Annotated in this window: 21 protein-coding genes; 5 read left to right on the top strand and 16 right to left on the bottom strand. The window is 46.8% G+C overall.

Annotation, left to right across the window (positions count from 1 at the left end; translation table 11 throughout):
• Positions 1-102 precede the first annotated feature (102 nt).
• The 9 genes from GQF01_RS31985 to GQF01_RS31945 all read right to left on the bottom strand — a co-directional run bounded on the left by GQF01_RS31985 (position 103) and on the right by GQF01_RS31945 (position 9,017).
• Entirely contained in the window at positions 103-681 is a 579-nt protein-coding gene (locus tag GQF01_RS31985) for an ABC transporter ATP-binding protein (protein ID WP_202556795.1), read from the bottom strand.
• Positions 682-691: 10 nt separating this feature from the next.
• Positions 692-1,609, bottom strand: a complete 918-nt coding sequence (locus GQF01_RS31980) for an ABC transporter ATP-binding protein (RefSeq protein WP_161411097.1) — start codon at positions 1,607-1,609, stop codon at positions 692-694.
• Positions 1,610-1,645: 36 nt separating this feature from the next.
• Positions 1,646-2,506 (bottom strand): ABC transporter permease, encoded by an 861-nt coding sequence (locus GQF01_RS31975; protein WP_161411096.1) that lies wholly within the window; start codon positions 2,504-2,506, stop codon positions 1,646-1,648.
• Positions 2,503-3,510 carry an ABC transporter permease gene (locus tag GQF01_RS31970; RefSeq protein ID WP_161411095.1) on the bottom strand — a complete coding sequence of 336 codons (1,008 nt, stop codon included), beginning with the start codon at positions 3,508-3,510 and terminating at the stop codon, positions 2,503-2,505. Before GQF01_RS31970 ends, GQF01_RS31975 begins: the two co-directional genes overlap by 4 nt.
• Positions 3,498-5,105, bottom strand: a complete 1,608-nt coding sequence (locus tag GQF01_RS31965) for an ABC transporter substrate-binding protein (protein WP_202556794.1) — start codon at positions 5,103-5,105, stop codon at positions 3,498-3,500. The genes GQF01_RS31970 and GQF01_RS31965 overlap by 13 nt, the downstream gene beginning before the upstream one ends.
• Before the next feature lie 164 nt (positions 5,106-5,269).
• Positions 5,270-6,481 (bottom strand): GTP-binding protein, encoded by a 1,212-nt coding sequence (locus GQF01_RS31960; protein ID WP_161411093.1) that lies wholly within the window; start codon positions 6,479-6,481, stop codon positions 5,270-5,272.
• Between the two features lie 9 nt (positions 6,482-6,490).
• Complete coding sequence (locus tag GQF01_RS31955) at positions 6,491-7,438, bottom strand: metal ABC transporter substrate-binding protein (protein WP_161411092.1); 948 nt, start codon at positions 7,436-7,438, stop codon at positions 6,491-6,493.
• A 38-nt stretch (positions 7,439-7,476) separates the two neighbouring features.
• Positions 7,477-8,364 carry a metal ABC transporter permease gene (locus GQF01_RS31950; protein ID WP_161411091.1) on the bottom strand — a complete coding sequence of 296 codons (888 nt, stop codon included), beginning with the start codon at positions 8,362-8,364 and terminating at the stop codon, positions 7,477-7,479.
• Positions 8,310-9,017, bottom strand: coding sequence for a metal ABC transporter ATP-binding protein (locus GQF01_RS31945; protein WP_161411090.1), 708 nt, complete (start codon positions 9,015-9,017; stop codon positions 8,310-8,312). The genes GQF01_RS31950 and GQF01_RS31945 overlap by 55 nt, the downstream gene beginning before the upstream one ends.
• A gap of 282 nt (positions 9,018-9,299) precedes the next feature.
• Between GQF01_RS31945 and GQF01_RS31940 the strand changes: the two genes are divergently transcribed.
• From GQF01_RS31940 to GQF01_RS31925, 4 genes are all read left to right on the top strand, one after another.
• Complete coding sequence (locus GQF01_RS31940) at positions 9,300-10,322, top strand: CobW family GTP-binding protein (protein ID WP_161411089.1); 1,023 nt, start codon at positions 9,300-9,302, stop codon at positions 10,320-10,322.
• Positions 10,323-10,341: 19 nt separating this feature from the next.
• Complete coding sequence (locus GQF01_RS31935) at positions 10,342-11,355, top strand: permease (RefSeq protein ID WP_161411088.1); 1,014 nt, start codon at positions 10,342-10,344, stop codon at positions 11,353-11,355.
• Positions 11,356-11,380: 25 nt separating this feature from the next.
• On the top strand, positions 11,381-12,328 hold the full coding sequence (locus tag GQF01_RS31930) for a TIGR03943 family putative permease subunit (RefSeq protein WP_161411087.1): 948 nt from the start codon (positions 11,381-11,383) through the stop codon (positions 12,326-12,328).
• 395 nt (positions 12,329-12,723) lie between these two features.
• Positions 12,724-12,993, top strand: a complete 270-nt coding sequence (locus GQF01_RS31925; RefSeq protein ID WP_161411086.1) for a hypothetical protein — start codon at positions 12,724-12,726, stop codon at positions 12,991-12,993.
• Between the two features lie 193 nt (positions 12,994-13,186).
• Here GQF01_RS31925 and GQF01_RS31920 read toward each other — a convergent pair whose 3' ends face one another.
• The 5 genes from GQF01_RS31920 to GQF01_RS31900 all read right to left on the bottom strand — a co-directional run bounded on the left by GQF01_RS31920 (position 13,187) and on the right by GQF01_RS31900 (position 20,343).
• Complete coding sequence (locus GQF01_RS31920) at positions 13,187-14,572, bottom strand: sulfatase-like hydrolase/transferase (protein WP_161411085.1); 1,386 nt, start codon at positions 14,570-14,572, stop codon at positions 13,187-13,189.
• A 47-nt stretch (positions 14,573-14,619) separates the two neighbouring features.
• Positions 14,620-15,567, bottom strand: coding sequence for an ABC transporter permease (locus tag GQF01_RS31915; protein ID WP_161411084.1), 948 nt, complete (start codon positions 15,565-15,567; stop codon positions 14,620-14,622).
• Positions 15,564-17,843: a helix-turn-helix domain-containing protein gene (locus GQF01_RS31910; protein WP_161411083.1), complete on the bottom strand. Its 2,280-nt coding sequence runs from the start codon at positions 17,841-17,843 to the stop codon at positions 15,564-15,566. The genes GQF01_RS31915 and GQF01_RS31910 overlap by 4 nt, the downstream gene beginning before the upstream one ends.
• Positions 17,844-17,905: 62 nt before the next feature.
• Entirely contained in the window at positions 17,906-19,471 is a 1,566-nt protein-coding gene (locus GQF01_RS31905) for a type 2 periplasmic-binding domain-containing protein (protein ID WP_161411082.1), read from the bottom strand.
• A 68-nt stretch (positions 19,472-19,539) separates the two neighbouring features.
• Positions 19,540-20,343 carry a carbohydrate ABC transporter permease gene (locus GQF01_RS31900; protein WP_328803575.1) on the bottom strand — a complete coding sequence of 268 codons (804 nt, stop codon included), beginning with the start codon at positions 20,341-20,343 and terminating at the stop codon, positions 19,540-19,542.
• 413 nt (positions 20,344-20,756) lie between these two features.
• On the opposite strand from GQF01_RS31900, the gene GQF01_RS31895 reads away from it, so the two are divergent.
• Positions 20,757-20,999 carry a hypothetical protein gene (locus GQF01_RS31895; protein WP_161411080.1) on the top strand — a complete coding sequence of 81 codons (243 nt, stop codon included), beginning with the start codon at positions 20,757-20,759 and terminating at the stop codon, positions 20,997-20,999.
• Between the two features lie 187 nt (positions 21,000-21,186).
• On the opposite strand, the gene GQF01_RS31890 is transcribed toward GQF01_RS31895, so the two are convergent.
• Together GQF01_RS31890 and GQF01_RS31885 are read right to left on the bottom strand one after the other, a co-directional pair.
• Positions 21,187-24,723 carry a glycoside hydrolase family 2 TIM barrel-domain containing protein gene (locus GQF01_RS31890; protein ID WP_161411079.1) on the bottom strand — a complete coding sequence of 1,179 codons (3,537 nt, stop codon included), beginning with the start codon at positions 24,721-24,723 and terminating at the stop codon, positions 21,187-21,189.
• Between the two features lie 85 nt (positions 24,724-24,808).
• Positions 24,809-25,687: a carbohydrate ABC transporter permease gene (locus GQF01_RS31885; RefSeq protein WP_161411078.1), complete on the bottom strand. Its 879-nt coding sequence runs from the start codon at positions 25,685-25,687 to the stop codon at positions 24,809-24,811.
• Positions 25,688-25,700 lie beyond the last annotated feature (13 nt).

The raw sequence follows: 25,700 nt of genomic DNA, 5'->3' as shown, positions 1-25,700 counted from the left end.
CCTTAGCATCATATTCTACAATTTGTTATAAAGAAGATATCATAGAGATGTGGCTATAGAGTAACTGGATTTACCTATATCTAGATATAGGTAATGGCTATATCAAAAGCTAATCACCCGATCACACAACCGCTTAATCAACTCCTGCTCGTGACTAATCACCAAAACGCCAGCACGCTGCCGTTCAGCAAAGCTCAGCACCGCACGCCAGATCTGCGCTTGTGTAATGGCATCTAACATGGTGGTCATCTCATCAGCAATGAGATAACGCGTTTGCTCCCCCAGCGCTCTAGCCACACAAATCCGCTGCAGCTCCCCTCCGGACAGCTCGTTCGGATATCGATCTAACCAGTCGTCTTCAATCGATAGTTCCGATTGCATAGACGGGTCTATCACCCCTGATTCTTGCAAGGTTTTCCGCAGTTTCCACCGCGGATTAACCGCTTGTTCAGGATGCTGCAGCACGAGCTGGACAGGGTTCCGCAACCCTTTCCCCTGTCCGTGTGGAACACCGTCCACGCTTACGCGTCCTTCTTGCAGTCCCACATGGCCTGCAAGTAATTGCCCTAGCGTGGACTTCCCGCAACCACTTGGCCCGATGAGTCCTACGATCTCTCCGGCTTCCAAATGAATATCGAGGTTTCGGAACACCCACGCCTCTTTCCCATAACGATACCCCAAAGATTTCCCCTCAAGCACTATGTATGCACCTGACCCTTCCGCTTCTTACTGTGCGCGACTCGGGAGGGAACTGTTCACATTCCGAGGTGGCTAGAGCGCATCGTGGAGCAAAAACACATCCCGTCGGCAGCGCATCAGGCAGCGGCTGAGCCCCAGGTAAAGGAACAAATCCGTTGCCGGGGAGCGCTCTCCATAACGCTTGGGTATACGGATGACGCAGCCTCTCCCCATCCCCTGTGAAATCACTGCGGGATGCAATTTCAACTACCGTCCCCGCATACAACACAGCAATCCTATCAGCTATCGTTAAAGCAGCTTCAATATCATGCGTAATCAACATCACCGCACACCCTTCCTCCGCCAGCTGCTTGAATCGACCTAACGTCTCACGCATAGAAGAAGGGTCCAGCCCCGGTGTAGGTTCATCTGCAATCAATAGTTGAGCACCACTTACTGTTGCCGTTGAGACGAGAATTTTCCGGGCCATTCCTCCCGAGAGCTGGAAGGGAAACAGTTTAGCGACAAAGTCGGATAGCTTATATTTGTTAAAAGCCTTCTGCTGAAGCACGGCGGGATCTCCTCGCCGAACCGCTTGTTTGACTTGATCTCCAACCCGCATTAAGGGATCCAAATACTGCACGGACTGAGGGATCAGCGCTATGTCTTTCCCACGCAGACTTTGCTGCCTGTCAGCAGTCAGCTTCTCACCTTTAAAGTTAATCGTCCCCGTAACCTGAGCATTGCGAGGAAGTATGCCCAAGATGGCGTGAGCTAGCAGACTTTTGCCGGAACCACTTGAGCCTACGACGGCTAGAATTTCTCCTGCCTCAATAGAAAGTTCCAATTTATGAATAGCTACCGTATGTATGGGGCGATAATGGCGGTCCAACCGATGAAAGCTGATCGAAAGTTCACTGACTTCCAACATAGAAGTGACTCCCTCTTTTCCAGGCTTAAAATTTGTTTAATGCTCATGTGCACGTCTTGGATCTACCCACATCTTCAAGTTCTCTCCCAACATGGCAAAAGCCCTAACCAACAACAGCAAGCATAAGCCAGGGAACAACGCCAACCACCACATACCAGAGGATAAATAACGCATCGATTCAGATAAAATAATGCCAATCGCCGGCTCATGCGGGGAAAGTCCCATCCCGATGAAAGTAACGGCAGCCTCATGCAAAATGGCATGAGGAACGATAAGAATAAGCCCGACCAATAGTTGGGGCAGCAAGTGAGGGATGATATGTCTTGTCGCAATCCACCAACTGGATTTACCGAAATTACGCGATATGGAGACATACGATGCCGAACGAATCTGCATCACCTCAGCACGTATAACCCTTGTTAGACTAGGCCAGTGCGTTAGTGCCACACCTATGATAATCCCTTTGGCACCTCCACCTAGAACAAAAGCAATTAACAGCAGCGTTACAAGATGAGGGACACTGAGAAACAAATCCGTCAGCCAACTCACGAGTCGATTCACGGTTTTCCCCATTACAGCAGCCGAAAGCCCCATAATTCCGGCAATAATAACGCTTGAAGCTCCTGCAACAACCCCGACCCCAAGGCTAAGTGCCAGTCCTTTGATCGTACGTGTTAACATATCTCTACCTAACCAATCCGTTCCAAAAGGGTGCGCAGCAGATGGCGCGAAATTACGCTGAGCCAAGTTGGTAGACAAACCTGAAGCATCCATCCAAACAGACATCGCGAAAATGGTAAGCAAGACAAGGAAAGCAGCAAGCGAAGTTAACCCGAGCTTATGACCGGCATGAAACCTTGGATACCTCGCCCTGTTACCGCTTATAACATGCTTCATGACTTCCCGCCCTCTTTCATTCTGGGATCAATAAGGCGATAACTCATATCAGCCATCGCATTTCCTGAGTAAACGAACACGCTACTAAACAAAACAATGCCTAACAAGAGCGGAACATCGCCTCGAAGTCCCGCCTCCACAGCCGCATGCCCAAGCCCAGGATACGAAAATACCTGCTCAGCAAGAACGGCTCCGCCAAATAGCTCACTAAACGAAGCAAATTGCAGAGTAATTGCGGGAAGTGCCACATTTCTGAGCCCATGTCTCCAAAAGATTTGGAAGCCCCGCTCCCCTCTTGCTCTTGCAAATGTCCAATAATCTTGATTGATAACATCAATGAGCTTTTCTCGCGTATGCAGAGCAATTGCCGCAACACCGGTTACACTAAGTGTCAATGCTGGCAGCAGCATATGACGGATGCGATCGAGCAGGTTGACATCATCTGATGTAACCCCGGCAGGAACAGCTAGACCAACAGGCAGCCATCCGAGCCATACCGCAAATACGAGCATAAAGAGTAAGCCAATCCAAAAGGTAGGTGTCGAGGATAGCGTATAGCAGTACCAACGGATAAGCCGATCGATCCAAGTATTCCGATTCATAGCAGCAAGGACGCCTGAAACAAACCCGATGATACCAGAGAGCACCCAAGCAGTCCCCATAAGCGCAAGTGAGGCAGCGAATCGTTCGCCAATCACCTCTAGCACCGGTCTTCTGTAGATCATGGAGGTTCCCATATCACCGCTTGCCACAGCGCCCAGCCAGTTCCAATACTGCTTTAACGGGGGTTCATTCAATCCCCAGTATTGCATGATTATTTCTCTTTGTTCAGCACTAACCTTCATCATATCGGCACCTACATAAGCTTGGACGGGGTCAATAGGTGAGAAGTGAATGAGCATAAATGAAACGGCGCTCACAGCAAGTAAAAGCAAGATCAGTCCTAGTCCTTTTCGTAAAAGGAGGGGAGCCATCATTCGGCTTACACGTTTTACGAGTTCCATTGCCAATCCTCGATGTTATCCGTTACCGGCCAGCCATGACCATGCGGATGGATTTTTTGCTTGCCAATATCAAGTCCTGTTTTCACCAAGTACAAATGATCCAGATTAATCAACCATGCCCAGGGTGCATCACCTAACGTGCTTAAGCCGGTTTCGCCATCCCATTGCGCCTTTTTCCATAAACCCCATGCCTCTTTTTCATTGGTTGCTCTCAAAGCTTGGCTCATATATCCCTCAACCTTCGCGTTGTTGTAGTACCCAGGGTTATAATAATCCACTCCACCATATTTACTGCTGTAAACGTTGTACATCTCCAAAGGATCATGACTTCCCCATCCAAATAGAACGGGATTTGCATGCATTTGCTTCTCGATGTCATCCCAGCTCTTGCCTTCTGCCTTCACTTCAATGCCCAGAGGCTTCAACATATCTGCCGATGCGATAGCAAGCGATTGACGCGTGACATCACTGGCAGGATACAGCAGATTAAACGCTGCTTTCAGCGTTCCTTTTTCAACGACTCCGTCATTATCCGTATCCTTCCAACCGTTATCTGCGAGTATTTTCTTCGCAGCATTCATATCCGCATCTGCAAAAACGGCTTCGGGATTAAACCAAGGAAGACCGTCATTTAAGGTATAGGCCGGAGTACCATGACCTTCAAGTATCCCTTGAACCAACGCCTTTCTGTCGAGCGCCACATTAATCGCCTTACGAATGGATACGTCCGCTGTGACATCGTTGCCGATCGGGTAACCGTCTTTCGTCTTCTCTCCAGATTTTACAAAAGGAAACATAATGCCTCGATTGTCCACGGTCGCTGCTGTTTTTAATTCCATGCCGTTCACAGTTTGCTTGGAGAACGCCGCAGGAATCGCAGCCATATCGACCGTTCCCGCTTTGGCTGCTGCAAAGGCGGCATCTTCACCAAGGAAAAGGAAGGTGACCTTTTCAAAAAACGGCTTCTTCCCATAGTACTCTTGGTTCACTTCAACAATCAGCTGCTGCCCTTTGTCCCATTGGACCCATTTGTACGGACCTGAGCCGACTGGTTTATTGGCATAATCCTTGCCGTGGGCATGCTTGGGCACAATGCCTGTTGAAACAAGCATTTGCGTAAACGTAGATTGCGGCTCTTTCAGTGTAAATTTAATGGTTGCCTCATTGGGCGCTTCTACACTCTTGACATTGCTCAAATCAATGGCAGATCCGCTGGACGCAGCGGTTTGATAGGTATATACAACATCTGCAGACGTTAGTGGTTGACCATCACTGAACTTGACATCCTTGCGCAATTTTACTGTCCAAATGATGCCATCTTGGCTAACCTCATAACTTGTAGCCAGATCATGTGTAATATTCAAAAGGCTGTCACGTTTAAGTAGTGTGCTTTGGAACAATGGCGAACCGTATCGCCCCCACCCTGTTGTTGGGTCAAAACCGGCTTCGGGCTCACCGCCGATAGCTAGAATGAGTTCTTTCTTGCCTACCTCTGCCTTTGGCTGTGCTTCTGGTTTTGGCTTCTCCACTGTACAGCCACTCATACAAATTGTGGTAGTTAATAGAATCAAAAAAATGACTAGCCGATGTCTCATTTTCATTCCCACCTCTCAATGTTCACGTGTGCAGTAGCACGATTAATTGAAATAGTAGCACAAAAATGACGGCTAGTCATTATCCATTTCATCGAAATTTCGTACCTGTCAACAAAAGAAAGATGAGCACCCTCATCTTCCATTCTGTAAACTTCATATGCTTCCTAAGCATCCACGAATTCCGTCACAGCATTCGGCAAATGATCCTCAAAGTGACGCCAATCAACGAGCATCTCGGCATCCGTCAACAAACAGGCATCCAGCGAAGCTGTAATGTCTGCCCGATCCATCTCGATCCCAATGAATACGACCTTATTCATTCGATCCCCGTAAGTGGCATCCCAATACGGGATCTGGTCCTCTTCCTCCTCGAGGATAGCTTCTCTTTCCTCGTCTGGAAGCGCAGCTATCCAATACCCTGCGGGTCCGAACCGAACAGAGGGACCTGCTTGGCTTAGGTTTTGGGCCTGATCGTTCCGAGTAGCCAGCCACATAATCCCCTTGGCTCTCACGATCTCTGCAGGCCAATCCTCCATCCAGCTCATCAGCCGCGAAGGCTCGAAGGGCCGAGCTCTTTCGTACACGAAGGATGAAATGCCATATTCCTCCGTTTCGGGCGTATGCTTTTCCTTCGCCAGCTCCTTCATCCAGCCTGCGGATGTGCTAGCTTCATCAAAATCAAAGAGATGCGTATTCAGAATGTCCGCTGGCGCCACCTGTCCATGCATAGAGCGAATAAACTTGGCTTTTGGCTGCAGCGCGCGGAGTACGCCTTCCAGCTCATTCAGCTCCTCTTCCTCCAGCATGTCGCATTTATTCATAATCAGCACATCGCAGAATTCGATTTGATCGATCAGCAGATCCACCACTTCTCTTGTGTCGTCTTCCCCAACAGCTTGACTTCGTTCAAGCAGCGTTTCGCCTGAAGAATAGTCCGTCCAGAAACGATAGGCATCTACAACAGTCACCATGCTATCCAACCGACAAAACTGGGAAAGGTCTATGCCCTGCTCCTCATCGATGTAGGTGAAAGTTTGAGCTACTGGCAAAGGTTCGCCGACACCGGTTGACTCAATCAGGATATAGTCGAATGTATTCATTTTGGCAAGCCGCTCCACTTCCCTCAGCAAATCATCCCGCAGCGTGCAGCAGATGCAGCCATTGGACATTTCAACCAGACTCTCATTCGTCCGAGACAGCCCGTTACCCTCACGAATAAGCCCAGCGTCGATATTAACTTCACTTAAATCATTGACGATAACCGCAACTTTTAAGCCATCCCGATTATGTAAAACGTGGTTTAACAGCGTGGTTTTACCTGCTCCCAAGTACCCGCTCAAAACCGTAACTGGTATTTTATGATCCGACATATTCATTCTCCTTTATTAGTCATTCAAAGCTTTCTTGAGTGCTTCCAAATTCTTAGTCATAATCGCGATGTAATCCAAATTTTGCTTCATATCTTCATCCGTCAAACCTTCTACCGGGTTCAGCACATCCGTTTTCGCATTGATTTCTTTGGAAATTGTTTGGGCCACTTTTGGATCAACTAACGTTTCAAAGAAAATGGTCTTAACTTGATTTTGTTTGGCAAAATCGATGATTTCAGCCATTTTAGCCGGTGAAGGCTCCTCTTCTGGCGAGAGTCCAGCGATTGGCACTTGGGTCAATCCATATTCTTTGGCCAAATAACCGAATGCGGCATGCTGCGTCACGAAATCTTTCTGTTTCGCCGTACTGAGACCCGTTCGGAAGGACTCATCCAAGGCTTTGAGCTTCGCGATGTAAGCATCGGCATTTTTCCGATAATCCGCAGTGTGTGCAGGATCAGCTTGAGTCAGACCAGCCGCAATGGACTCCACCTCTTTCTGAGCGAGAACAGGACTTAACCAAACATGCGGATCCAGGATTTTACCATCAGCAGCCTCTTTGTGGTCTTCATCTTTATGGTCCTCTTCTTCTTCCGGCAGTCCTTCCATTAAGTCGATGCCTTGGCTGGCTTCAACGACAACACGCTTCTGATTGTCTGCACTCGCAAGCGCTTGTTCGGCCCAGCCTTCCACGATTCCGTTGAAAACAAATACATCCGCATTGCTGACTTTCTTCATATCTTTGGCGCTGGGCTCCCAATCGTGCGGCTCGGTACCCGAGGGTATCAAAGCGATAACGTCTGCATGCTCGCCAGCTACTTGCTTGGTGAATTCATACATTGGATAAAAGGTGGTGACCACGTTGAGTTTACCGGTGGCCGAGGACTGAGCTGCACAGCCTGATAAAATGAGTGTGGATACAGTGGTGAATACGAATGAATTTGCGATCCATGATTTTTTCATTGTGATTTATTCCTCCAAATAGGTTGAAATGATGATGATTAAGCAGACTCCTGCGAAGCTGGAAGCAGAGCGCTGAATGCCGTTTGTTCGGCTTGAAGACTTTTTTGGTTGCTCGCTTTACTGAACTTTACGATCAACTTTTTGATGCTTAAACCAGCAATTAAGACGATTAATAACAGAATCGCAATGGTTCCACCGGGTGGTGTGCTTAGTTCATAGGAAGCCGTAAGACCTGAAAAAACGCCAACCAAGCCAATCCCCATCGCGATAAAAAGTGACGAAACAAAGCTAGGCGCGATACGAATAGCCAGTGCTGCGGGAAGAATAATTAGCGCCGATACAAGGAGCACACCAACAATAGGCATAGCAGCGGCAACGATCATGCCCGTTAGAACACTGAAGCCAAGTGAAATCCATTTGACAGGCAGTCCATTCGTTTTCGCTGTATCTTCATCGAATGTCATTTGATAGAGCGGCCGGCGAAATACGAAGAAGAAGAGGCCGCCTATGAAGGCAACGATGAGCATGAACAACAGCTCTATTTCATTGACAGCAACAACGGAACCGAATAAATAGGCGGAAAACCCTTTATTGATACTTGGATTAAGGCTCATAATAATGACAGCGGAAGACAAGCCGCCAACCATGATGATCGCAACAGAAATCTCACTATAGGATTTATAGGATCTTCTCACATATTCAACAGCAATTGCCCCCAGGGTTGCCACAACAAATCCGGATAACGTAGGGTTGATGTGCAGATAAGCACCTCCTGCTACTCCCGCCAAGGAGACATGCGAGAGCATATCCGCCATGAGCGCTTGCCTTCGAAGCATCAAATAAACGCCAAGAACTGAACCTATGATTGCGATTAACCCACCGGCACAAAATGCCCGCTGCATGAAGTCGTAGTGCAGCATTTCCATCCGCCATCCTCCTTTCTTTCCAGTTCAATGATGCGATTGAGGTAAGGGGCTACTTCGTCAAGACTATGCGTCACCATAATAACTGTGCGTCCGTGAGCTTTGACTTGATGGTGCATAAGTTCATAGAACCCGAACCGGCTACCTTGATCCATCCCCGTTGTAGGCTCATCCAGTACAAGCATATCCGGCTCTTGGGCGAGTGCTCTGGCGATGCAGATCCGCTGCTTCTGTCCGCCAGAAAGCTCCCCTATTTTGCGTTTCCGCAAATCCCACATGCCTACCTGTCGCAGCGCCATCTCCGTCAATCGGTCATCTTCTTTCAGAAGCTTCCGGAACCAAGAGCCGCTCGCGTATCTGCCTGAACGAACAAACTCAAGGATTGTGCTGGGAAATCCACTATTGAATGCTGAGATTTGCTGCGATACATAACCGACCCGCAGCCTCCTGCCCTCTTCGTTCGCAGATGATAAGAACACCTTCCCCTTCCATGGTTCAAGCAAACCCAACATGAGCTTAAGCAAGGTTGACTTCGCTGCGCCATTGGGACCAGTAACGGCAACAAATTCACCTGATTGAATCTCAACATTAGCATCTTGTATACAGGGAATATCGTTATATCCGAACTCCACCTCTTTCAAAGAAGCCACTAACATACGTACAATCCTCCTTGAATGTAAAATTTACGAATAAACATTAATAAAAAAAGCAGCATCTGCTTATACATGTAATAGTGATGGCCATCATTCCTTAAATCGTAAATATTACTATTACAACGACAAATATAGCTTGTAAAAAAGACGTTGTCAACAACGAAATCAACGGATGCCCCCCTTCTTGCCTTTTATTTTAAAAGCTTATCTTGCAGCTATCCCTTATTTGTACTACAATCTAATTCGTAAACATTACTTTTAAGAAATGTGAAAAGGAGTCCTCTTATGAGTAAAGTACCCGTAATCATATTAAGTGGATTTCTAGGCAGCGGTAAGACGACTCTGCTCCTGCGCATGCTCCGAGAAGCCGCTGATTTTCGCCTCAAGCCAGCCGTACTTATGAATGAATTAGGGAAACAAGATGTCGATGGCCACCTTCTACAGGATGCTTCTCCAGATCTCCTACTGACCAAACTGCTCGATGGGTGCATCTGCTGCAGCAAAAAAAGCGATATCCAAGATTCGCTTAAACAACTAATAAAACGCAAGCCGGATGTTATTCTCATCGAATTAACTGGAGTCGCTAACCCGGAAGAAATCGTCGATGCCTTGACAGAACCTGCCCTGCTGCCCCATGTGAAACTTCACAAAGTCATCACCGTCCTCGACGCCGAAAATGTGCTTGCGTACAACAGCATCTTTGCTTCAGATCGAGAGCTCGTCCATACGCTTAGGAGACAAATCGAGGTTGCCGACCTTCTTCTATTGAATAAAATTGATCTCATCTCAGACAAGCAGCTGAAGTCTATTGAGAAAACCGTGCGAAAATTCAATCATCAGGCTTTGTTACTGCCAACGACATTCAGTCAACTGGATTTAGACATCATTTTCGGCAGCCTACAATCCAGACAATCACAGCCCCCAGCAGCAGCACCTAATTTGAATAAAGGCTTACACATGCGCGCCATTAAAGCTTTCAAAGAACCGCGTCCGGCTTCTAAGCACGCCACTTCCTTTTCACGTGTTCAGACACTTACCATCCAGATTGAACATGAGGTTGTGGTCACCCAGAGCCTTGTGGAGCATTACTTAGGGAAATGGGGAAAATCGCTTCTTCGCGCCAAAGGCTATTTACGCATCGGCTCCAAACGTGAAGCCTATCTGCTGCAATTTGCAGGCAAACGCACGAATTGGCTCCCGACTGCTTATCAAGAAGCGCCTTATCTTGTTCTCATAGGGCTTGATTTGGATGTGCAATTGATTGAGGATGACTGGAATAAGCGGCTGATTGACTCTCAAACCAATTGAAATGAAGGAGCCTTTTCTAATGCCGAACACCGTATTTCGAACAAGCATGCACGTCTTGACTGCCCTTATTTTCGTGCTCCTTGTCCTCATCTTTTGGAACCAAGATGTATCCCTGCCGGATGTCCTGCAAACGGAGCAAATCCAAGCATTTAAAACTATTTTTATTAGTATCCTATTAGAAGCGATCCCTTTCATTGTAGTAGGCGTATTGCTCTCATCGCTGCTTCAAACGTTTGTTTCCGAACAAACCATCCGCCGATTTATACCAAAGAACCCTATCCTCGGCATTTTATTTGCCTGTTTGTTAGGTATCCTTTTTCCCATGTGCGAATGCGGTATGATCCCTGTCGTGCGTAGGCTTATTCTCAAAGGAATGCCTGTTTACATAGCCGTTGTTTTCATCATAACGGGTCCTATTATTAACCCCATTGTTTTTGCAGCCACATTCATGGCGTTCCGAAATCACCCTGCTATGGCGTACTCCCGTATAGGACTAGCTTTTGCTGCCGCTGTTATCATCGGGCTTTTCCTTTATCGTTTTATCAAAAGCAATCCACTGCGTAACAGCCGCGCTAACTTCTCGAATCAAGCTGATTGGGAGGGGCATCAGCATCAAGGTAGCGGCTTCTCTAGCAAAATCAACACCTTTTTCGTCCACGCTTCTGATGAGTTTTTCGAAATGGGCAAATATCTCGTGTTTGGTTCCCTGCTTACCGCTCTAATTCAAATCTTTATGCAGCGCGAAAGCCTGCTTGCGATTGGACAGGGTCCGATCAGCTCCCATGTGTTTATGATGGGTTTCGCCTACATTCTGTCTCTATGCTCGACTTCGGACGCCTTCGTCGCTTCCTCATTTCAGACTTCGTTTACGCCTGGATCTCTGCTAACCTTCCTGGTATTTGGTCCCATGCTGGATTTCAAAAGCACGCTCATGCTGCTTTCTGTCTTTAAATCTAAATTTGTGCTCCTGCTCTCGATTTTGATTATCATTACAGTTCTCAGCTGCTCGCTGCTCGCCCAGCATTTCTTGTAAATTTGGCTTTCAAGGAGGAATAACGTTGAGTCAAGCTCGCTTAATTAGTTTCCATTACTTCTTACGCACTGTAATTTTGTTGGGATTCTCAAGCTACATTGTGATCCTTTCCAAGTCGGATACCCTTACGTATTACATTGCGCCGCGAATGATGATTTATGTGAAAGTTGCTTCCGTTATTTTGTATATCATTGCTTGCTTTCAAGGGTACATGGCCTTGCGTGCCTACTGGGGAAGGCCTGTCACATGTGAATGCGAGCAGCCCGTTTCCCGCTCCGTTTTGCGGAATACACTAGCCTATGGACTGCTGATTTTGCCGCTTTTAGTAGGCTTTGTGCTTCCAGATACTGCCTTAAGCAGTACGATGGTAGCTGCCAAAGGGATGAATCTTTCCGCTTCCAAATCGAGTCTTACGACGACGACAACGGTGACAACAACAGCGCCTCCAGCACCCACAGTGGCTCCAGCCAGTTCCAGCCCCGTTGTGACAGCTCCTCCTGACACGGAAGCGGACTTACAGCAATTATTTCATGCTGATAATGAATGGGACGAAGACTTTTCCAAAATCGGCATGATCCTTTATAAAAAGGATACCATCGTCGTTAAACCTGAGATTTACATGGAGATTCTCTCTACGATCGACCTATTCAAGGCTAATTTTATCGGCAAAAAAATCGAACTCACTGGCTTTGTCTATCGGGAAGACAATATGACAAGCAATCAATTTGTCGTTGGCCGATTTGCGGTTAGCTGCTGTTCCGCGGATGCAACTCCCTACGGTGTAATGATTGACTTCCCCACTGCCGCGACGTATCCCAAGGACATGTGGGTCAAGGTCACGGGTACTGTTCAAAATGGCAGCTACAATGGCAACGATATTTTCGTCATCAAAGCCACGCAAATTGATAAAATCACCGCGCCGAGCTCGCCGTATGTTTATCCTAACTTTGAACCGTTGAAGGAGCTTCAATGAGTAATGAGCAACGTTGCACGTCTCGGTCGTCCGGAAGAAATAAGGGAACTCCATTCCCTTATTTCTTCCAAAAGCCACGTTTCGGGCGTGGCAGGCGAACTACAGGGTCCTATTTCACCCAAACCGCCGAGGTTTCTGCCCACAGCGACGAAATAAAGGACCACAGTTCCCTGGCGAAGACGGATACGGCTATTTTCAGCAAAATAACGGCCTGTAGTTCCCCCTGCTGGGTAGGCGGGGCGGGAGATGTTGTAGCAGGTGCCGCAAGATTTGATAGTGAAGGAGCGGAATGGCGACTAATGTTTTGCGCCATACAAATCCTGCAAAAAGTGCAGCTAAATTGGTGATTTCTGCTTATGTCGGGTAAAAGGCAAGGAATAACATGTACTTTTTACATGTTTATCTCTGGAAACGGCAAAAGTGAGATCATTTTGCTGTACTTTTTGCAGCTTGTCTTGTGCTGTTGGATGGGACATCTCTTTCTCGGGAGCGAGACTCTCACGTCGGGGATAAGCTTGTTTTGCGACGTTAACTTCTACCCGGCTCATTTCCCACACGTTAGCGGTGAAAACAACGTTACAGCGCACTTTGACCGTGGCTGCAGCTCCCACGCCATTGACGTCAAAAAAAAAGAAGCTGGATCATCGATCCAAGCTTCTTTTTGATGCGTTTTATGTGAAAGGAGAATTTAACCATGCTGCAGGCAATACTTCATTCCATTTTTAAATTCCAACAATTTGGATATCATTTTTCTAAGCGAACATTATCCGGTAAACAGGTTCTCTATCTTTTTCGTTTTCACGCAATAAATAATAGTATGCCCCGAAACATAATAAATATACATGCCGAAAATTTTATTTATAGCGGCACTCTCATTTCCGCAACCGATACCCGCCTCTGCTCCAGCTTTCTGGCTTTCGCAGGACGTATCACCGGCTCCTCTTCACCTGCTTCAATGATGCGGGCAATGAGCCGCTCTCTCAATTCAGCCGTAATGCTTGCGTAACTTTCCACGCCGATTAGATTGCTAAGCTCATGCGGATCCGCATGCAGATCATATAAGAACTGCTCTTCATAGACATCAGAAGCAGCATCCTGCCAAGCATTCTTATCCGGTGCATGGACGCTATATTTCCAACGATTCGTCCGTATAGCTCGACCTACTTCGGATTCACTAATTTGTATAAAGGCTTCCTTCGGCCAATCCACGCTTTTCTTCTGCGCCAAAGGTAAGATGGATCGACCTTGCATGCTCTCAGGCACAGGAATGCCAGCTGCATCTAGAAGTGTTGGCGGCAGATCCAACAAGCTAACCAACTCTTGAATTCTGCCTCCTGCTTGAAAGCCTGGCCCCATCAAAGCCGTTGGCACCCTAATCGAGCTATCGTGGCAGGAGCGCTTATACTCAGAGTTACGCGTCTTGAAATGACAACCGTGATCGGATGTAAACAGCACGATCGTATTGTCCAGCAATTGTAAGCTCCGCAATGCATCAACCAGACGACCGAAAGCTTCATCCAACCGCTTAACCATCCCGTAGTAGCCCCCTAAGTGCTGATGGGCAGTTCCACCGAGCGCTGCGAGATCTGGCGGCATCCAACGACCACTATATTGATCCTCATACCCGATTGGAGCCGGGTAGTTGTCAAGATGATTTTGGTGATGGGGCTCAATATAAGACAGGAATAGGAAAAATGGATCTTCCGACTTCTCCTGACGGTTCCGTTTCTGCTCTTTATGAACAAATTGGATAGCGGCATCCGTTAAAGCATCGGCTCGGTAACCTGGCAGGTACACCGGTTCATTCTCATTATTGTACATGACCGTATCGTACGCATCCGAAGAAAATTCCAACACATTAGAAGCTAACCAATGCTCGTAGCCACCCCTCTGCTCCTCAGGTACAGGTTCTGTATTCGCCAAATGCCATTTGCCAATATACCCAGTACGGTAGCCAGATTCACGAAAATAGTGGGCTAATGTCTTGTTTTCCGCAGGCAGCGGAATACCATTTCGATAACATCCCGTAGAGGTTGCGTACCTTCCCGTTTGCAGGCAGGATCGAGCAGGACCGCACACGGGTTGGCATGTGATTGAATGATTCACGTGTGTACCCTCGACGGCCATCCGGTCGAAATTCGGGGTAAGTCCAAGTGGATTGCCATGCACCCCTGTGGTATCCCATCTTTGTTGATCGGTAAAAAATACAATAACATTCGGGCGCACTGCTCCCTTTTCTGCCATAAACATCCCATCTCCTTCATTTTATCTGCCTAAGATTTTTTTCCAAGTTACCATAATCCTTGATCGCTGAATCGACGCGCCAGCCAGTTGGTGAACAAGAGCAGCAGTAAACCCGCCAAGGACTGAAATAGTCCTGCAGCAGTTGCAATCGAGAAACGTCCCAAACTCAAACCTACCCGGTACACATACGTGTCCAAAATATCGGCAACATGAAGCACAACATCGTTAGATAAAATAAAGACCTGATCGAAGCCAGCCGACAATATTTGTCCTGTTCGGAGTATCAGCATAATAACGATCGTCCCCGATATCGCCGGAAGCGTCACATGACTAATTAGTCGGAATCGATTAGCTCCATCCATGCGTGCCGCCTCATACATCTCTGGATTAATGCCTGCGATGGCCGCCAAATAAATGACAGTTCCCCAACCAACTTCCTTCCAAATATGGGAGACTACGAGCAGCGACCGGAACGATTCTGGCTGCATAAGTGGGGAACTGCTGAATCCTAACCACGCAAGCAGTCCCGTTCCCGGTGACAGGATGGCGAACAATATGCCTCCAAGAACAATCCACGATAAAAAATGCGGGAAATACAAAATGCTTTGAATAATCCTTTTAAACCTGCGGTTGATGACCTCATTCAGTAAAATAGCTAGTGCGATGGGTGCAGGAAAACCAAAGATTAGCTTATAAAAACTTATGAGTAACGTATTGTACAGCGCATTCCAGAAATCCCCTGTGGACCATAGAATTCGAAACCATTTCAGCCCGACCCAAGGGCTGCCCATAACCCCCTGCGTTAATTTATAGTCCTTGAAGGCAATGATAACGCCACCCATCGGAACATATTTGAACACGATAAAATAAATAAGACCTGGCAGCAGCAGCGCGTAATAATATTTATATTTCAGCAGCTTTCGAATAAGAGAGCTTGGTGGCGCTGCTTTTGCGCGTAATACCGAGGGCTTGGAATGGCTGGCTTGGCTGCTCATATGACACCTCCCTTGTCTAACCGCAGTTTGCGGTATTCACCTGGTGTGATTTTTTCCCATTTTTTGAAAAATCGAATAAAGCTCTGCACATCGTGATAGCCGATCTGACCGCATATTTCCTGCAAGGAATATTTGCAATTCCCTTCGAATAGCAGTTCCTTGCTTTTATCAATGCGCAGCCGGGTTAAATAATCGAGTGGTGCTTTCCCTGTCTCCGCACGGAACATTCGGCTTAAGTAGCTGGAGCTGACACCGACATGATCGGCAATATCAGCGATAGATTCGATCCGGTCATAATCAGTTTGCATATAGGCAATAGCCTTACTGATGTATGTATTGCTCATTTTATTATCCTGAAACTGTTCGAGCAGGTTCATAATATCGGAGATATACCCATAGAAAAGCTCCTTCACTTGACCAATATGCTGGCATTCACTAACGGATTGGAACCTTAAATGAACTTTATCGAGCGAATAACCATCCTCGTACAGCTCTTGCACGATAGCCCCCATCATCAAAGTGATGGTGTCTTGCACGTCATCTCGCGAATAGGATTTGCCTACCATATAGCGGTCGAATAATTCGTCGAGGGACAACTTGGCTGACTCCCGGTCTACCGCCTTCAGACGCCGCAGAAGTTCCTTCTGAATCGCGAGCGGATAGCTCCATTTTCTAGCATCGACCGAATCTTCAAAAAAGACGCAATCTGTTTGGTACGTCCAAGCCGTATTATGCAGCGCGCGTTTCGCCTCGTGGTACGACTTGTTCAAACCGTTCATAGCCGAATAAATGCCCCCGAAGGCAATCTGCACAGTGATTCCGAACTCCTCCAGCCCGATCCGGTTCACCGCCTGGCAGCAAGCATCCAGTTCCAGCTTAAGCTGGGTCATATAAGTAGACACTGGCACATTCAGAATAAACCCGAACTGGTGGTTTTCAAGGATTGTACCTACAGCAAAAAGTCGCTTCCGCAACTCATTCTCAATCGTGCTGAACAGCAGCAATCGAATCTCGTTGTAATCTTCCTGGTCCTCCAATAACTGCATGTCTGCCCGAACGATGAACGCCGCATAATAAGCATGCGGGAAAACGATTCCGAGATGCTGAAGCCGATTAGCCATCACCGAAGTTTCGAAGACACGATTGGTTAAAATGTCATAGATCAACCGGAAACGGATGATCGGTTTACTCTGCTCCAGCGTTTGTTTGATATAGCGGTTCTCTGAAACAAGCTCTCTGATCGCTTCGGCAACCAGCTGGCTCTCATCTTTTTTCACCATATTGCCTGGGTAGTCCGCCTGCTGATCAACATAGTCCCTCACCATGTTCTTCCATGGCCGAGTGAATCGAATACTATAGAGGCAGGCAAGCGCTATACTGATCAGCAGGATAACTGCTGCAACTTGAACGGCAGCATGCATCTTGCTTTTCCAAGCAAGTTGGTAAACCGAGTAGGGGATACGTTCGGCAACCAACCACGGATTTGTATCAGATCTAGCATAGCTGAGGAAATAGGTCTCATCTTCCCCCTCTATTTTCACCATCCCTGAGGAACCTGGCAGCGAATGTCCATCATTCATAGATCGTAAAGCCGTCGTGAATCCTCTACTTCTGGCATTGCTCTCTGAAAGAACGACATAGCTGTCGCTGTCCATGATCATCATCTTGCTGCTATCGACATTCGCATAACGAAACAAGGCGTCGAAGAATGCTTGACGCTTCACATTCAGAATGAGCTCCCCAAGCGGTTCTTTCGCAGTTAATGGCACGAGTCGATGGAAAGTCAGCAATTCAACTGGCTCCGAAGGCGACGTATCCTGCAGGCTGCGCACCTGATAGCCCTTGCTGCTACTCTCTTGGAAGTTAGTAGTCACGATTTGCTTATCAAAGAATTGATCCAACGCATAGAGGCCTTCGTTCGTAGTCAGAATGCGGTTGTTTAGACGAAAATACAAATAAACAGAATACAACAGATTGTTGGAATTAACTTCATCTTTCAGCTGATTTTTTAATAGGCCATATTGCAAAATCGTGTACGGAAAGGGATTCGTTAATGCCTCATTAACTCCGGGCTTCAGAGAAATTTGCAAGGATAGCTGCTCAATATTCTCTATTAATGATTCCGCATGTTTCATCATCCCCGAAATCTCTCCCTGAGACGATCGCGCAAGCTCGGATTTGATATCGTGAGATACAATCATCAGGTACGACGAACCGACCGCCAAAACGAGGATCACTATGATAGTCATATATGAGATAAGCATTTTATTAAACATAGACAGTCCCCTCTTTCTTTTTCAAGCAGAATTCGATTCGTCGTCCTTTGGCTATTTGAGCCTTATTTCGCTTTCTTCCATTCGGCATTGACTTGCTTCTCGATTTCCTGCCCGCCCTCTTGGTAATACCGTTTGACTAGTTCATCCCACTTATCGACGGACCATGCACCAGTGACAATTTTGGCAAAATACTCATCCCAAAGCTTCTTGATATCCGGATAATCGTTCATTGCTTGAACGCTCTTCCAGAACTCGTTGTGAACCAGATTTTGAGGATCGTTGGAAACCGTCATAGCCGCTGTCGCTTCTTCCGTTAACCAACGGCGGTCTACAACTTGCAGGAAGCGAATTGGATTCGAATACCCTTTCTTATACAACTCGGAATAATTCGGGACAAGCAGCTTAATTTTGTTTTTGTCTTTATCGAATTGATAATCCTCATTCTCAATCCCATAAGTGACGAGATCAAAGCCTGGACCTGCCGACCAGTTGATTAACTCGATCAGCTTCTCGGGATTCTTAGCTTTGGCTGATATCGCCCGGATATCGCTATATGCCGGCGAGTTCTCGGCTGCCCCCTTTTTCCCATTCGCACCAGCTGGTGGTGTAAGGAAGGAAAGCTTGGCCGTTGCAACCGTCTTCTTCAGAGCGCTATAGTTTGCTCCTGTCGGATCTGCATCAAACGCTGTTCCCTCGAAGATGCCCGCTTTGGAATTGATGATCTTTTCGTTCATTTGCTTCGATTCCATGATGGGGAACTCTGGATCGATGATGCCTTCTTTGTACCAGCTTTGTAACAAAGCAAGCGCTTGCTTCGTCTCCGGCAGCACCATTCCCTGCTTCAGCTGTCCGTCGCGCTGCTGCCAGAACGTCGGAATAACACCGAAAGCGCCGAATACCGCGCTGAAATAATTACCATTAGCGCCTGCTCCCAGAAGCTTGTTAGTCGTGATGCCGAAGGTATCCTTTTTCCCATTCCCATCTGGATCATTGAACGTGAAGGCCTTGAGTACATCATGAAGCTCCTCCACGGTGGTCGGCGTTTTCAGCTTGAGAGTATCCAGCCAATCCTGGCGTATGACCAGCCCGTTCACGTTAGGTCCATTGAAGGTCTCTGGACGGTACCCCGGCGGCAAGCCGTACAGTTTGCCCTTATATTTCAGAATCTCCAAATCTTCAGGCTTCAGAAACTTCGTGACATTAGGCGCATTCTTTAACAGGTCGTCCAGTGGCAGAATCAAGCCTTCATCCGTCAATCTGTTTAATGTCAGCAGATCCGGCACACTGAAGTAATCCGGCAGGTCCCCGGAAGAAGCAAGCAGATTGAGCTTGGTCTTATACTCCTCGCCAGAGGCCATTGAAATATTGTAATCAATCCCTTTGATTCCCGCCTGATCCAGCGCAGCCAATACCTTTTGCTTCGCTGGACCGCCGTCTGCAGGGTATTCAGGTGCTTGAAAGTTGCGGAAAATCTTAAATGTGACCTTAGCGGAGTCACTGCCGGAAGCCTTATTTGGCTGAGCTTCCGTGCTAGCGGCATTCTCGGACTCGGGGTTACTGCTGCACGCAGCTGTAAGGCTAGCTGCAAGCGTCAAGATTAGAATCGATTTATATGTACGAAATGACATGGTATTTACTCCCCCTATTCAATCTTATTCAAAGCTAGTCAACAATAATATAAAGTCTGAAGCTGATCTTAAGCTTTCACCGAACCGATCAGTGTCCCCTGTACGAAATACTTTTGTAAAAATGGATAGACAATAAGGATCGGCAGCACCGCCATGATGGTCGTCGCTGCAATCACCGATTCTGTCGATGAGCCCGTGCTTTCCCCCGTCATTTGGGCAATTGTCTGTCCGTTGATAATGTCCCGCAGGAGCACGGGAAGTACGTACTTGCTTTTGTCATTCAGGTAATAAAGCGCCTGCAAATAGTTGTTCCAGTAACCAACGGCTTCCCACAATGCAATTGTAGCGAGTACAGGTTTAGAGAGCGGGAGAATCACACTGCCAAAAATACGAATGGCATGAGCCCCATCCATGGTCGCCGATTCATCCAATTCTCGGGGAAGCGTTCGAAAAAAGCTCATCATAACGATCACGTTATACGCCGATATAGCCGTCGGCAGAATCAACGACCATAAGGAGTTGATCAGTCCGACGCTTTTAACCAGTAAATAGGTAGGAATAATTCCACCGCTGAACAGCATCGTGAACAAAATAAGCAGAACGAACATTTTTTTGCCGGGTAAATCTTGTTTAATAAGTGGAAAAGCAGTTGCCGCCGTCAAAAATACGCCGATCAACGTGCCAACTAGGGTAATAAATAAGCTGTTTCCGTACGCTAGCCATAAATACCGAGAATGTAAAATGTTGACGTAAGCATCTGTAGTAAAATCTCTCGGCCATAAAAATAGGCCGCCTTTCATCGCCTCTTCCATGCCGCTGAAGGACACCGCCACTTCCCGCCACATTGGATATAGCGTGACCAGGGTCAACACGCTCAAAAAAAGGATATTCAAAATCGAAAATAGGTTGCCTCCTTTTTGTCTCATCTGCTACTTCTCCTCCATCGAACTCTATTGTCACTCGGTTAATTCCGACTAATTTAATTATGTATAAAACGAGGGCGTGAATATATAATTAGTTTCTGAACCAATGATTAAAATTTGAATTCACCACTTTAAAAGCTTGTCCCATCAAGGGTTTGTCAAAAAGTTAATAAACGAAAAACCTACTTGGTATTGTATAACGAAAACCATAAGTGAATTAAAAATTAAATTAATCTTACTATTTCACTCGGAATAATTCAATCGAAAATCGATATTTTCCAATCTAGTGGGAATCGCATAAGACTTTACTTTGGGATTTTATGTGCAAGTAATTCGACCGTTCGGTTATCTGTTCCGAGGGAATGGTACCGATTGGGGCTATTGAGAACCCTTGGAGTTTCTCGGATGAAATAACTGGAAAAACTACCGTTAATCTGCGCTATTCAGTGGCAGGGAATGAAATAACGGTAGAAACTCCATCTAAATCACCAGCAGATACCCGTATTCTTCTAAATCCGGAAGAATTAGCGGGAGAAACTGGAGCTACTTGGGAAAAAGTGGGACAATCGCGGAAATTAGCAGGAGAAATCGGAGGTAAAGTGTAAATAGGTCCCATGTTCGGTTAACTCGTTCCGAGGGAACGGTATCGATGGGGCCCTTGGGATCTCTCGGAGTCTCTTGGAGTCTCTCTGATGGCATAGATAGAAAAACTGCCGTATAAATACGTAAAAAACATCTAAATACAAAAAAACACGCCTATACAGGCGTGCCTTTTTCGTCTTTTGAATATAGTTAACGCTCAAACCGGAACCAACCAAAATCAAATTGGGAACCCGGAAGGAAAATGAACGTTACTTTGTGAACGCCAGTGACCTTTTCCAATTTATAAATCCGCTCCTCATACCCTTCAGACATTGTGAACTCCACGAGCTGAGTACTTTCCCCGTCCTGATGCCCATTCTGATCTCCGATCTGGTCCCCATCCTGATCTCCGTTCTGATCTCCGATCTGATCCACATTCTGATCCCCGCTCTGCCCCCTACTCTGATCCGCGAACCGAATTTGAATCGTGTTTTTATCAATCGGCGAACGTCCGCACACAACCAGCCTCTTTGCACCATCACGGCCGAAATCCATGTCTTCATAAGCCAAGGAAACATTATTGCCAATCCCCTCAACGCCTGCTTCTGTCATTTCGAAGGTATCCCCATAGATGTGGTCGCAATCAACCGCGAGGTTATGCTCATAAGCCCTATTGCTTGGCTCGAAAGTGAACCCCTTAATATGCACCTTCTGGCGAAGAACAAAGCAGATTGACGTAATGCCACGCAGCTTTTTGGACAACCGATACGTTTCTTCCTGATACGTATTCCATTTGGATGGTTTTTGGTAAATAACATCGGCTAGTAAAGAACTTCCCTCCTCTTCGGGCATGCCTTCCCAAATTTGCAGAGCGTATTCTTCACTGCTCAAGGCGAATATAGGCATAGTAATCGTATCAGAACCGTGGCTGCCAAAGTCAATCTGGTGAAAGCCTACTTGCGTTTCGCCATCCCTGCTGGTAGCTACTCCTCGTTCATTCCCGTTGCCTACTTCACCCTTGCTATAATCATATAAGCCAGCGGATATAAAACCATAAGGGTCCAGATAAGCTGTCCCTAGACCAGCCACATTAAATTCCAATTGGGATATAATTTTGGTCTTGTCACTGCCATTCTTGCTCGTGCAGCGAAGACGGAACTCGCCATCACCAAGCGCAGTGATCTTCGCTTCTAGACCCTTCGCTTCCACCATCGCGATATTGGATATGATCCCAGCAGCATCTACTACACTCCACTCTACTTCTTGATAAAAAGTGTTTGCAGGGTGCAATTTAGCCCTTACCTTCATCTCTTTGTTCGTTTGATCCAATAGTTGTCCATCTTCGCTAATGATTTCTATTTTACGAAGAGGAATTTCCTCGCTGCTTCCCATGACACACGGCAGCTCTTGATTCCGGGTATTTGCGGAAACACCAACAAGCGTCCCCTTTTCTGCTGGCAAAGATTCAAATTCTTTGGACGAACGGCCATCCAAGCCCTCTGAGCGCACCTCGACCTGAATTTTTCCAGGCTCTGTCGTTGCTCCAATGATAGCCATCAGCTTGCCGCTAAACAGCCTTCGGCTCAGTCCCTTATAGGGATCATAATCGGTGCTATCTCCGTTATCCAGACCAAGCAACCGGCCTGCTCCCGTCACATGAACATGCACGCGGTTATTGGCATTTTCTACAGTATGCCCGTCTTCATCTTCCATCCCGATTTCCAGGAAAATGAGATCCGTGCCACCCGCTAGAAGCGTTTCTTTATCCGCCGTCAAACGGATTTTTTTCGCATCTCCGAACGATTGGCGACTATCGGTAGCAATGATATGTCCCTGTTCATCATAGGCAATCGCCTTCAGTTCCCCTTCTTGATATGGGAGCTTCCACCAGCCAACAAGCTGTGTACCCTGTTTATGATCAATGTCATAGCTGCCTACTTTAATGCCATTAAACTGCAGTTCAACCCTCGGTGCATTGGAACAGACCCTGACATCGATCATCTGACCCTCATTGAAATCCCAATATGGGAAGATGTGTACCATCGGTTTCACTTTATAATCCGTCCAAGCCGCTTGATAGATGTAATAGGAGTCTTTCTTAAAAGTTGCGGTATCGATTTGCCCAAAATAGGAATTTTTCGTATGATACGGCGTCGGTTCACCGATATAATCAAACCCCGTCCATATAAACTGGCCAAGCGAAAACGGTGCGTCTCTCTCCGCGATGATGCAAGCTTCCGCAGATTTGGCCCCCCAGCTTGTCGGGCTGTTTCCAAGCGCGGAGCATTGTTCGTCATCATCGGCAAGAATGGATCTTTCGAACGGGAAGTGGTAGATCCCCCGGCTCTGCACGACAGAAGATGTCTCGCTGCCATAGATAATCCAGTCTCCGTGCGCCTCATGATGCTTGTGATAGTACTTTTCTGCATAATTATATCCGGCGACCTTAACTAGATCGGCACATTTTTGAGCATTCTCCCAGGGCATGTAATTGGAGCCAATCGTCACCCTTGCGTTTACTCTGGGGTCGAACTGCTGGACATAGTCCATCAGCATCTGGGTTATTTCTTGTCCTCGCTCACCCGCATGCGTATCATAAATCTCATTGCCGATACTCCACATCAGCAAGCTTGGATGATTCCGATCCCTCATCACCCAGCTTCTCACATCAGCGAAAGCCCATTCCTTAAAAAATCGGGCGTAATCAAACTTGGTTTTGGGTCTTTCCCACATATCGAAAGCTTCCGTGACGACAAGCATGCCCATCTCATCTGCAAGGTCCATGAAGTCTGAGGCCGGCATGTTATGAGCGGTCCGAATCGCGTTGACACCCATTTCTTTCAGGATCTCCAGCCTTCTCTTCATCGCTGTTTGATGAAATGCGGCCCCTAAAGCTCCTAAATCATGGTGCTCGCAAACCCCATTTAATTTGATCTTATGCCCATTCAAATGGATGCCCTCATTGGCGTCCATAACAAAGGTTCGAAATCCTAGATTCTGCGAAATAATCTCGATTTCACGTTTCGAAGAGACCAGCTCTAATCTGGTCATCAACTTGTAGAGATTTGGAGCATCTGTGCTCCATAGCTCAGGATTCTGAACAAACAGTTGCTGCTGATTAACATTAACGATGGCTGCCTCACTGCCTATGACAGCCCTCTCCGCCGCACTTACAGAAGCAATCATTTGATCGCCTAACAGGATCGAATGCGAAATCAACACGTCTTCAGTTAGGCTTACTTCTGTATCGACTTCAACCTGCCAGCCTTTATCCGTTTTCTTCGTTGAAACATAGATACCATTCGTAGCAATATGATTATGCTCTCTGGTCTTGAGCCACACATTGCGATAGATGCCTGCACCAGAATACCATCGGCTGTTCGGGCTCTGATGGACAACTTTCACAACAATTTCATTCTCCCCTAGGGTGAGGGCATCTGTAATCTCATGTTCGAAGGAGGAATACCCATACTTCCATTCCCCTACAAGCTTCCCATTCGCATAGACCGAAGAATCCATATACACGCCATCAAAATGAAGTAAAAGCTGCTTATGCCGATCTTCTTCGATCATATGAAAGGTCTTGCGATACCATCCGATACTGTTTTCATACAGATCCAGCGTGTTATAAATAAGCCAGTCATGGGGAAGATCCACAGGCTCGAACGCTAGACCCGTACAATCAGTCGTTTCCAAGCTGCTTTTCGCAAACTCCCATCCGTCATTAAAGAGCGTCTTCTTATTCACGAGCTTAAGCCCTCCTCTACAAAAAGGGCTGTCGAAATCAATCGGCAGCCTTCTTGTCCTAATTAATAAATCATTCGATAACTCATCAGCCTTTCAACGCGCCAACCATAACCCCTTTTACAAAATACTTTTGCAAAAAAGGATACAAAACTAAAATCGGAAGCGTCGTTACGATAATGGCTGCATACTTAAGCGTTTCGGAAACACTCTGACTATGTGTAAGTGTCGTCGTGCCTATCATGTTGGCGCTGTCATTCTCTAATAAAATGTTCCTGACCACCAGTTGAACGGGGAATAAACTCTGATCACGCAGGAAAATCATGGCATTGAACCAGCTGTTCCAGTGCCCTACCCCATAGTACAGAATCATCACGGCTACAACAGGCATGGATAACGGAAGGAAAATGCGAAACAAGATGGTGAAGTGACCGGCTCCGTCCAGGAAGGCCGATTCCTCCAGCTCTTTCGGCAAAGCCTGAAAATACGTTCGCATAATAATTAAATTAAAGGTACTGATCGCTGATGGCAGAATTAACGCCCATAAGGTGTTGGTTATCCCATAAGACTTTACGATCAAATAGAAAGGAATGAGTCCGCCTTGGAAAAACATCGTAAATACAATGAAAAACATGATTGGCTTGCTTAGCTTCACATCATCTCGGGATAGCACATAAGCACCGAGTGAAGTTAAGGTTAGATTGATCGCCAAGCCAACAAACAGCACGAAGAACGTATTTTTAAAAGCATGAAGAAACGTTGTATTACTAAAGACGGCTTTGTAGCCATCGAGCGAGAAACCTTGCGGCCACAGCAAGATGCCATCGAATGAGATCAGCCTGTTGCCATCACTCAATGAGGAGAACAAAATATATAGCAATGGGTATAACGTGGCTAGAATTAATACCACCATAATCAAACTATTCATTCCATCAAAGACTCTTTCTCCAAAAGTCGGTCGGTTCATCGTCGTTTCCTCC

Source organism: Paenibacillus silvestris (assembly GCF_009882985.1).
Taxonomy (GTDB): Bacteria; Bacillota; Bacilli; order Paenibacillales; family NBRC-103111; genus Paenibacillus_E; species Paenibacillus_E silvestris.
This window is presented reverse-complemented; position numbering and strand designations above follow the sequence as displayed.

Coding starts and splice junctions, on each gene's coding strand:
- GQF01_RS31950 (WP_161411091.1), bottom strand. CDS start 8,364: ATGGAAATGCTGCACTACGACTTCATGCAGCGGGCATTTTGTGCCGGT.
- GQF01_RS31925 (WP_161411086.1), top strand. CDS start 12,724: ATGTTTATCTCTGGAAACGGCAAAAGTGAGATCATTTTGCTGTACTTT.
- GQF01_RS31965 (WP_202556794.1), bottom strand. CDS start 5,105: ATGAGACATCGGCTAGTCATTTTTTTGATTCTATTAACTACCACAATT.
- GQF01_RS31905 (WP_161411082.1), bottom strand. CDS start 19,471: ATGTCATTTCGTACATATAAATCGATTCTAATCTTGACGCTTGCAGCT.
- GQF01_RS31975 (WP_161411096.1), bottom strand. CDS start 2,506: ATGAAGCATGTTATAAGCGGTAACAGGGCGAGGTATCCAAGGTTTCAT.
- GQF01_RS31895 (WP_161411080.1), top strand. CDS start 20,757: ATGGTACCGATTGGGGCTATTGAGAACCCTTGGAGTTTCTCGGATGAA.
- GQF01_RS31885 (WP_161411078.1), bottom strand. CDS start 25,687: ATGAACCGACCGACTTTTGGAGAAAGAGTCTTTGATGGAATGAATAGT.
- GQF01_RS31915 (WP_161411084.1), bottom strand. CDS start 15,567: ATGAGCAGCCAAGCCAGCCATTCCAAGCCCTCGGTATTACGCGCAAAA.
- GQF01_RS31960 (WP_161411093.1), bottom strand. CDS start 6,481: ATGAATATGTCGGATCATAAAATACCAGTTACGGTTTTGAGCGGGTAC.
- GQF01_RS31910 (WP_161411083.1), bottom strand. CDS start 17,843: ATGTTTAATAAAATGCTTATCTCATATATGACTATCATAGTGATCCTC.
- GQF01_RS31955 (WP_161411092.1), bottom strand. CDS start 7,438: ATGAAAAAATCATGGATCGCAAATTCATTCGTATTCACCACTGTATCC.
- GQF01_RS31920 (WP_161411085.1), bottom strand. CDS start 14,572: ATGGCAGAAAAGGGAGCAGTGCGCCCGAATGTTATTGTATTTTTTACC.
- GQF01_RS31970 (WP_161411095.1), bottom strand. CDS start 3,510: ATGGAACTCGTAAAACGTGTAAGCCGAATGATGGCTCCCCTCCTTTTA.
- GQF01_RS31980 (WP_161411097.1), bottom strand. CDS start 1,609: ATGTTGGAAGTCAGTGAACTTTCGATCAGCTTTCATCGGTTGGACCGC.
- GQF01_RS31935 (WP_161411088.1), top strand. CDS start 10,342: ATGCCGAACACCGTATTTCGAACAAGCATGCACGTCTTGACTGCCCTT.
- GQF01_RS31940 (WP_161411089.1), top strand. CDS start 9,300: ATGAGTAAAGTACCCGTAATCATATTAAGTGGATTTCTAGGCAGCGGT.
- GQF01_RS31945 (WP_161411090.1), bottom strand. CDS start 9,017: ATGTTAGTGGCTTCTTTGAAAGAGGTGGAGTTCGGATATAACGATATT.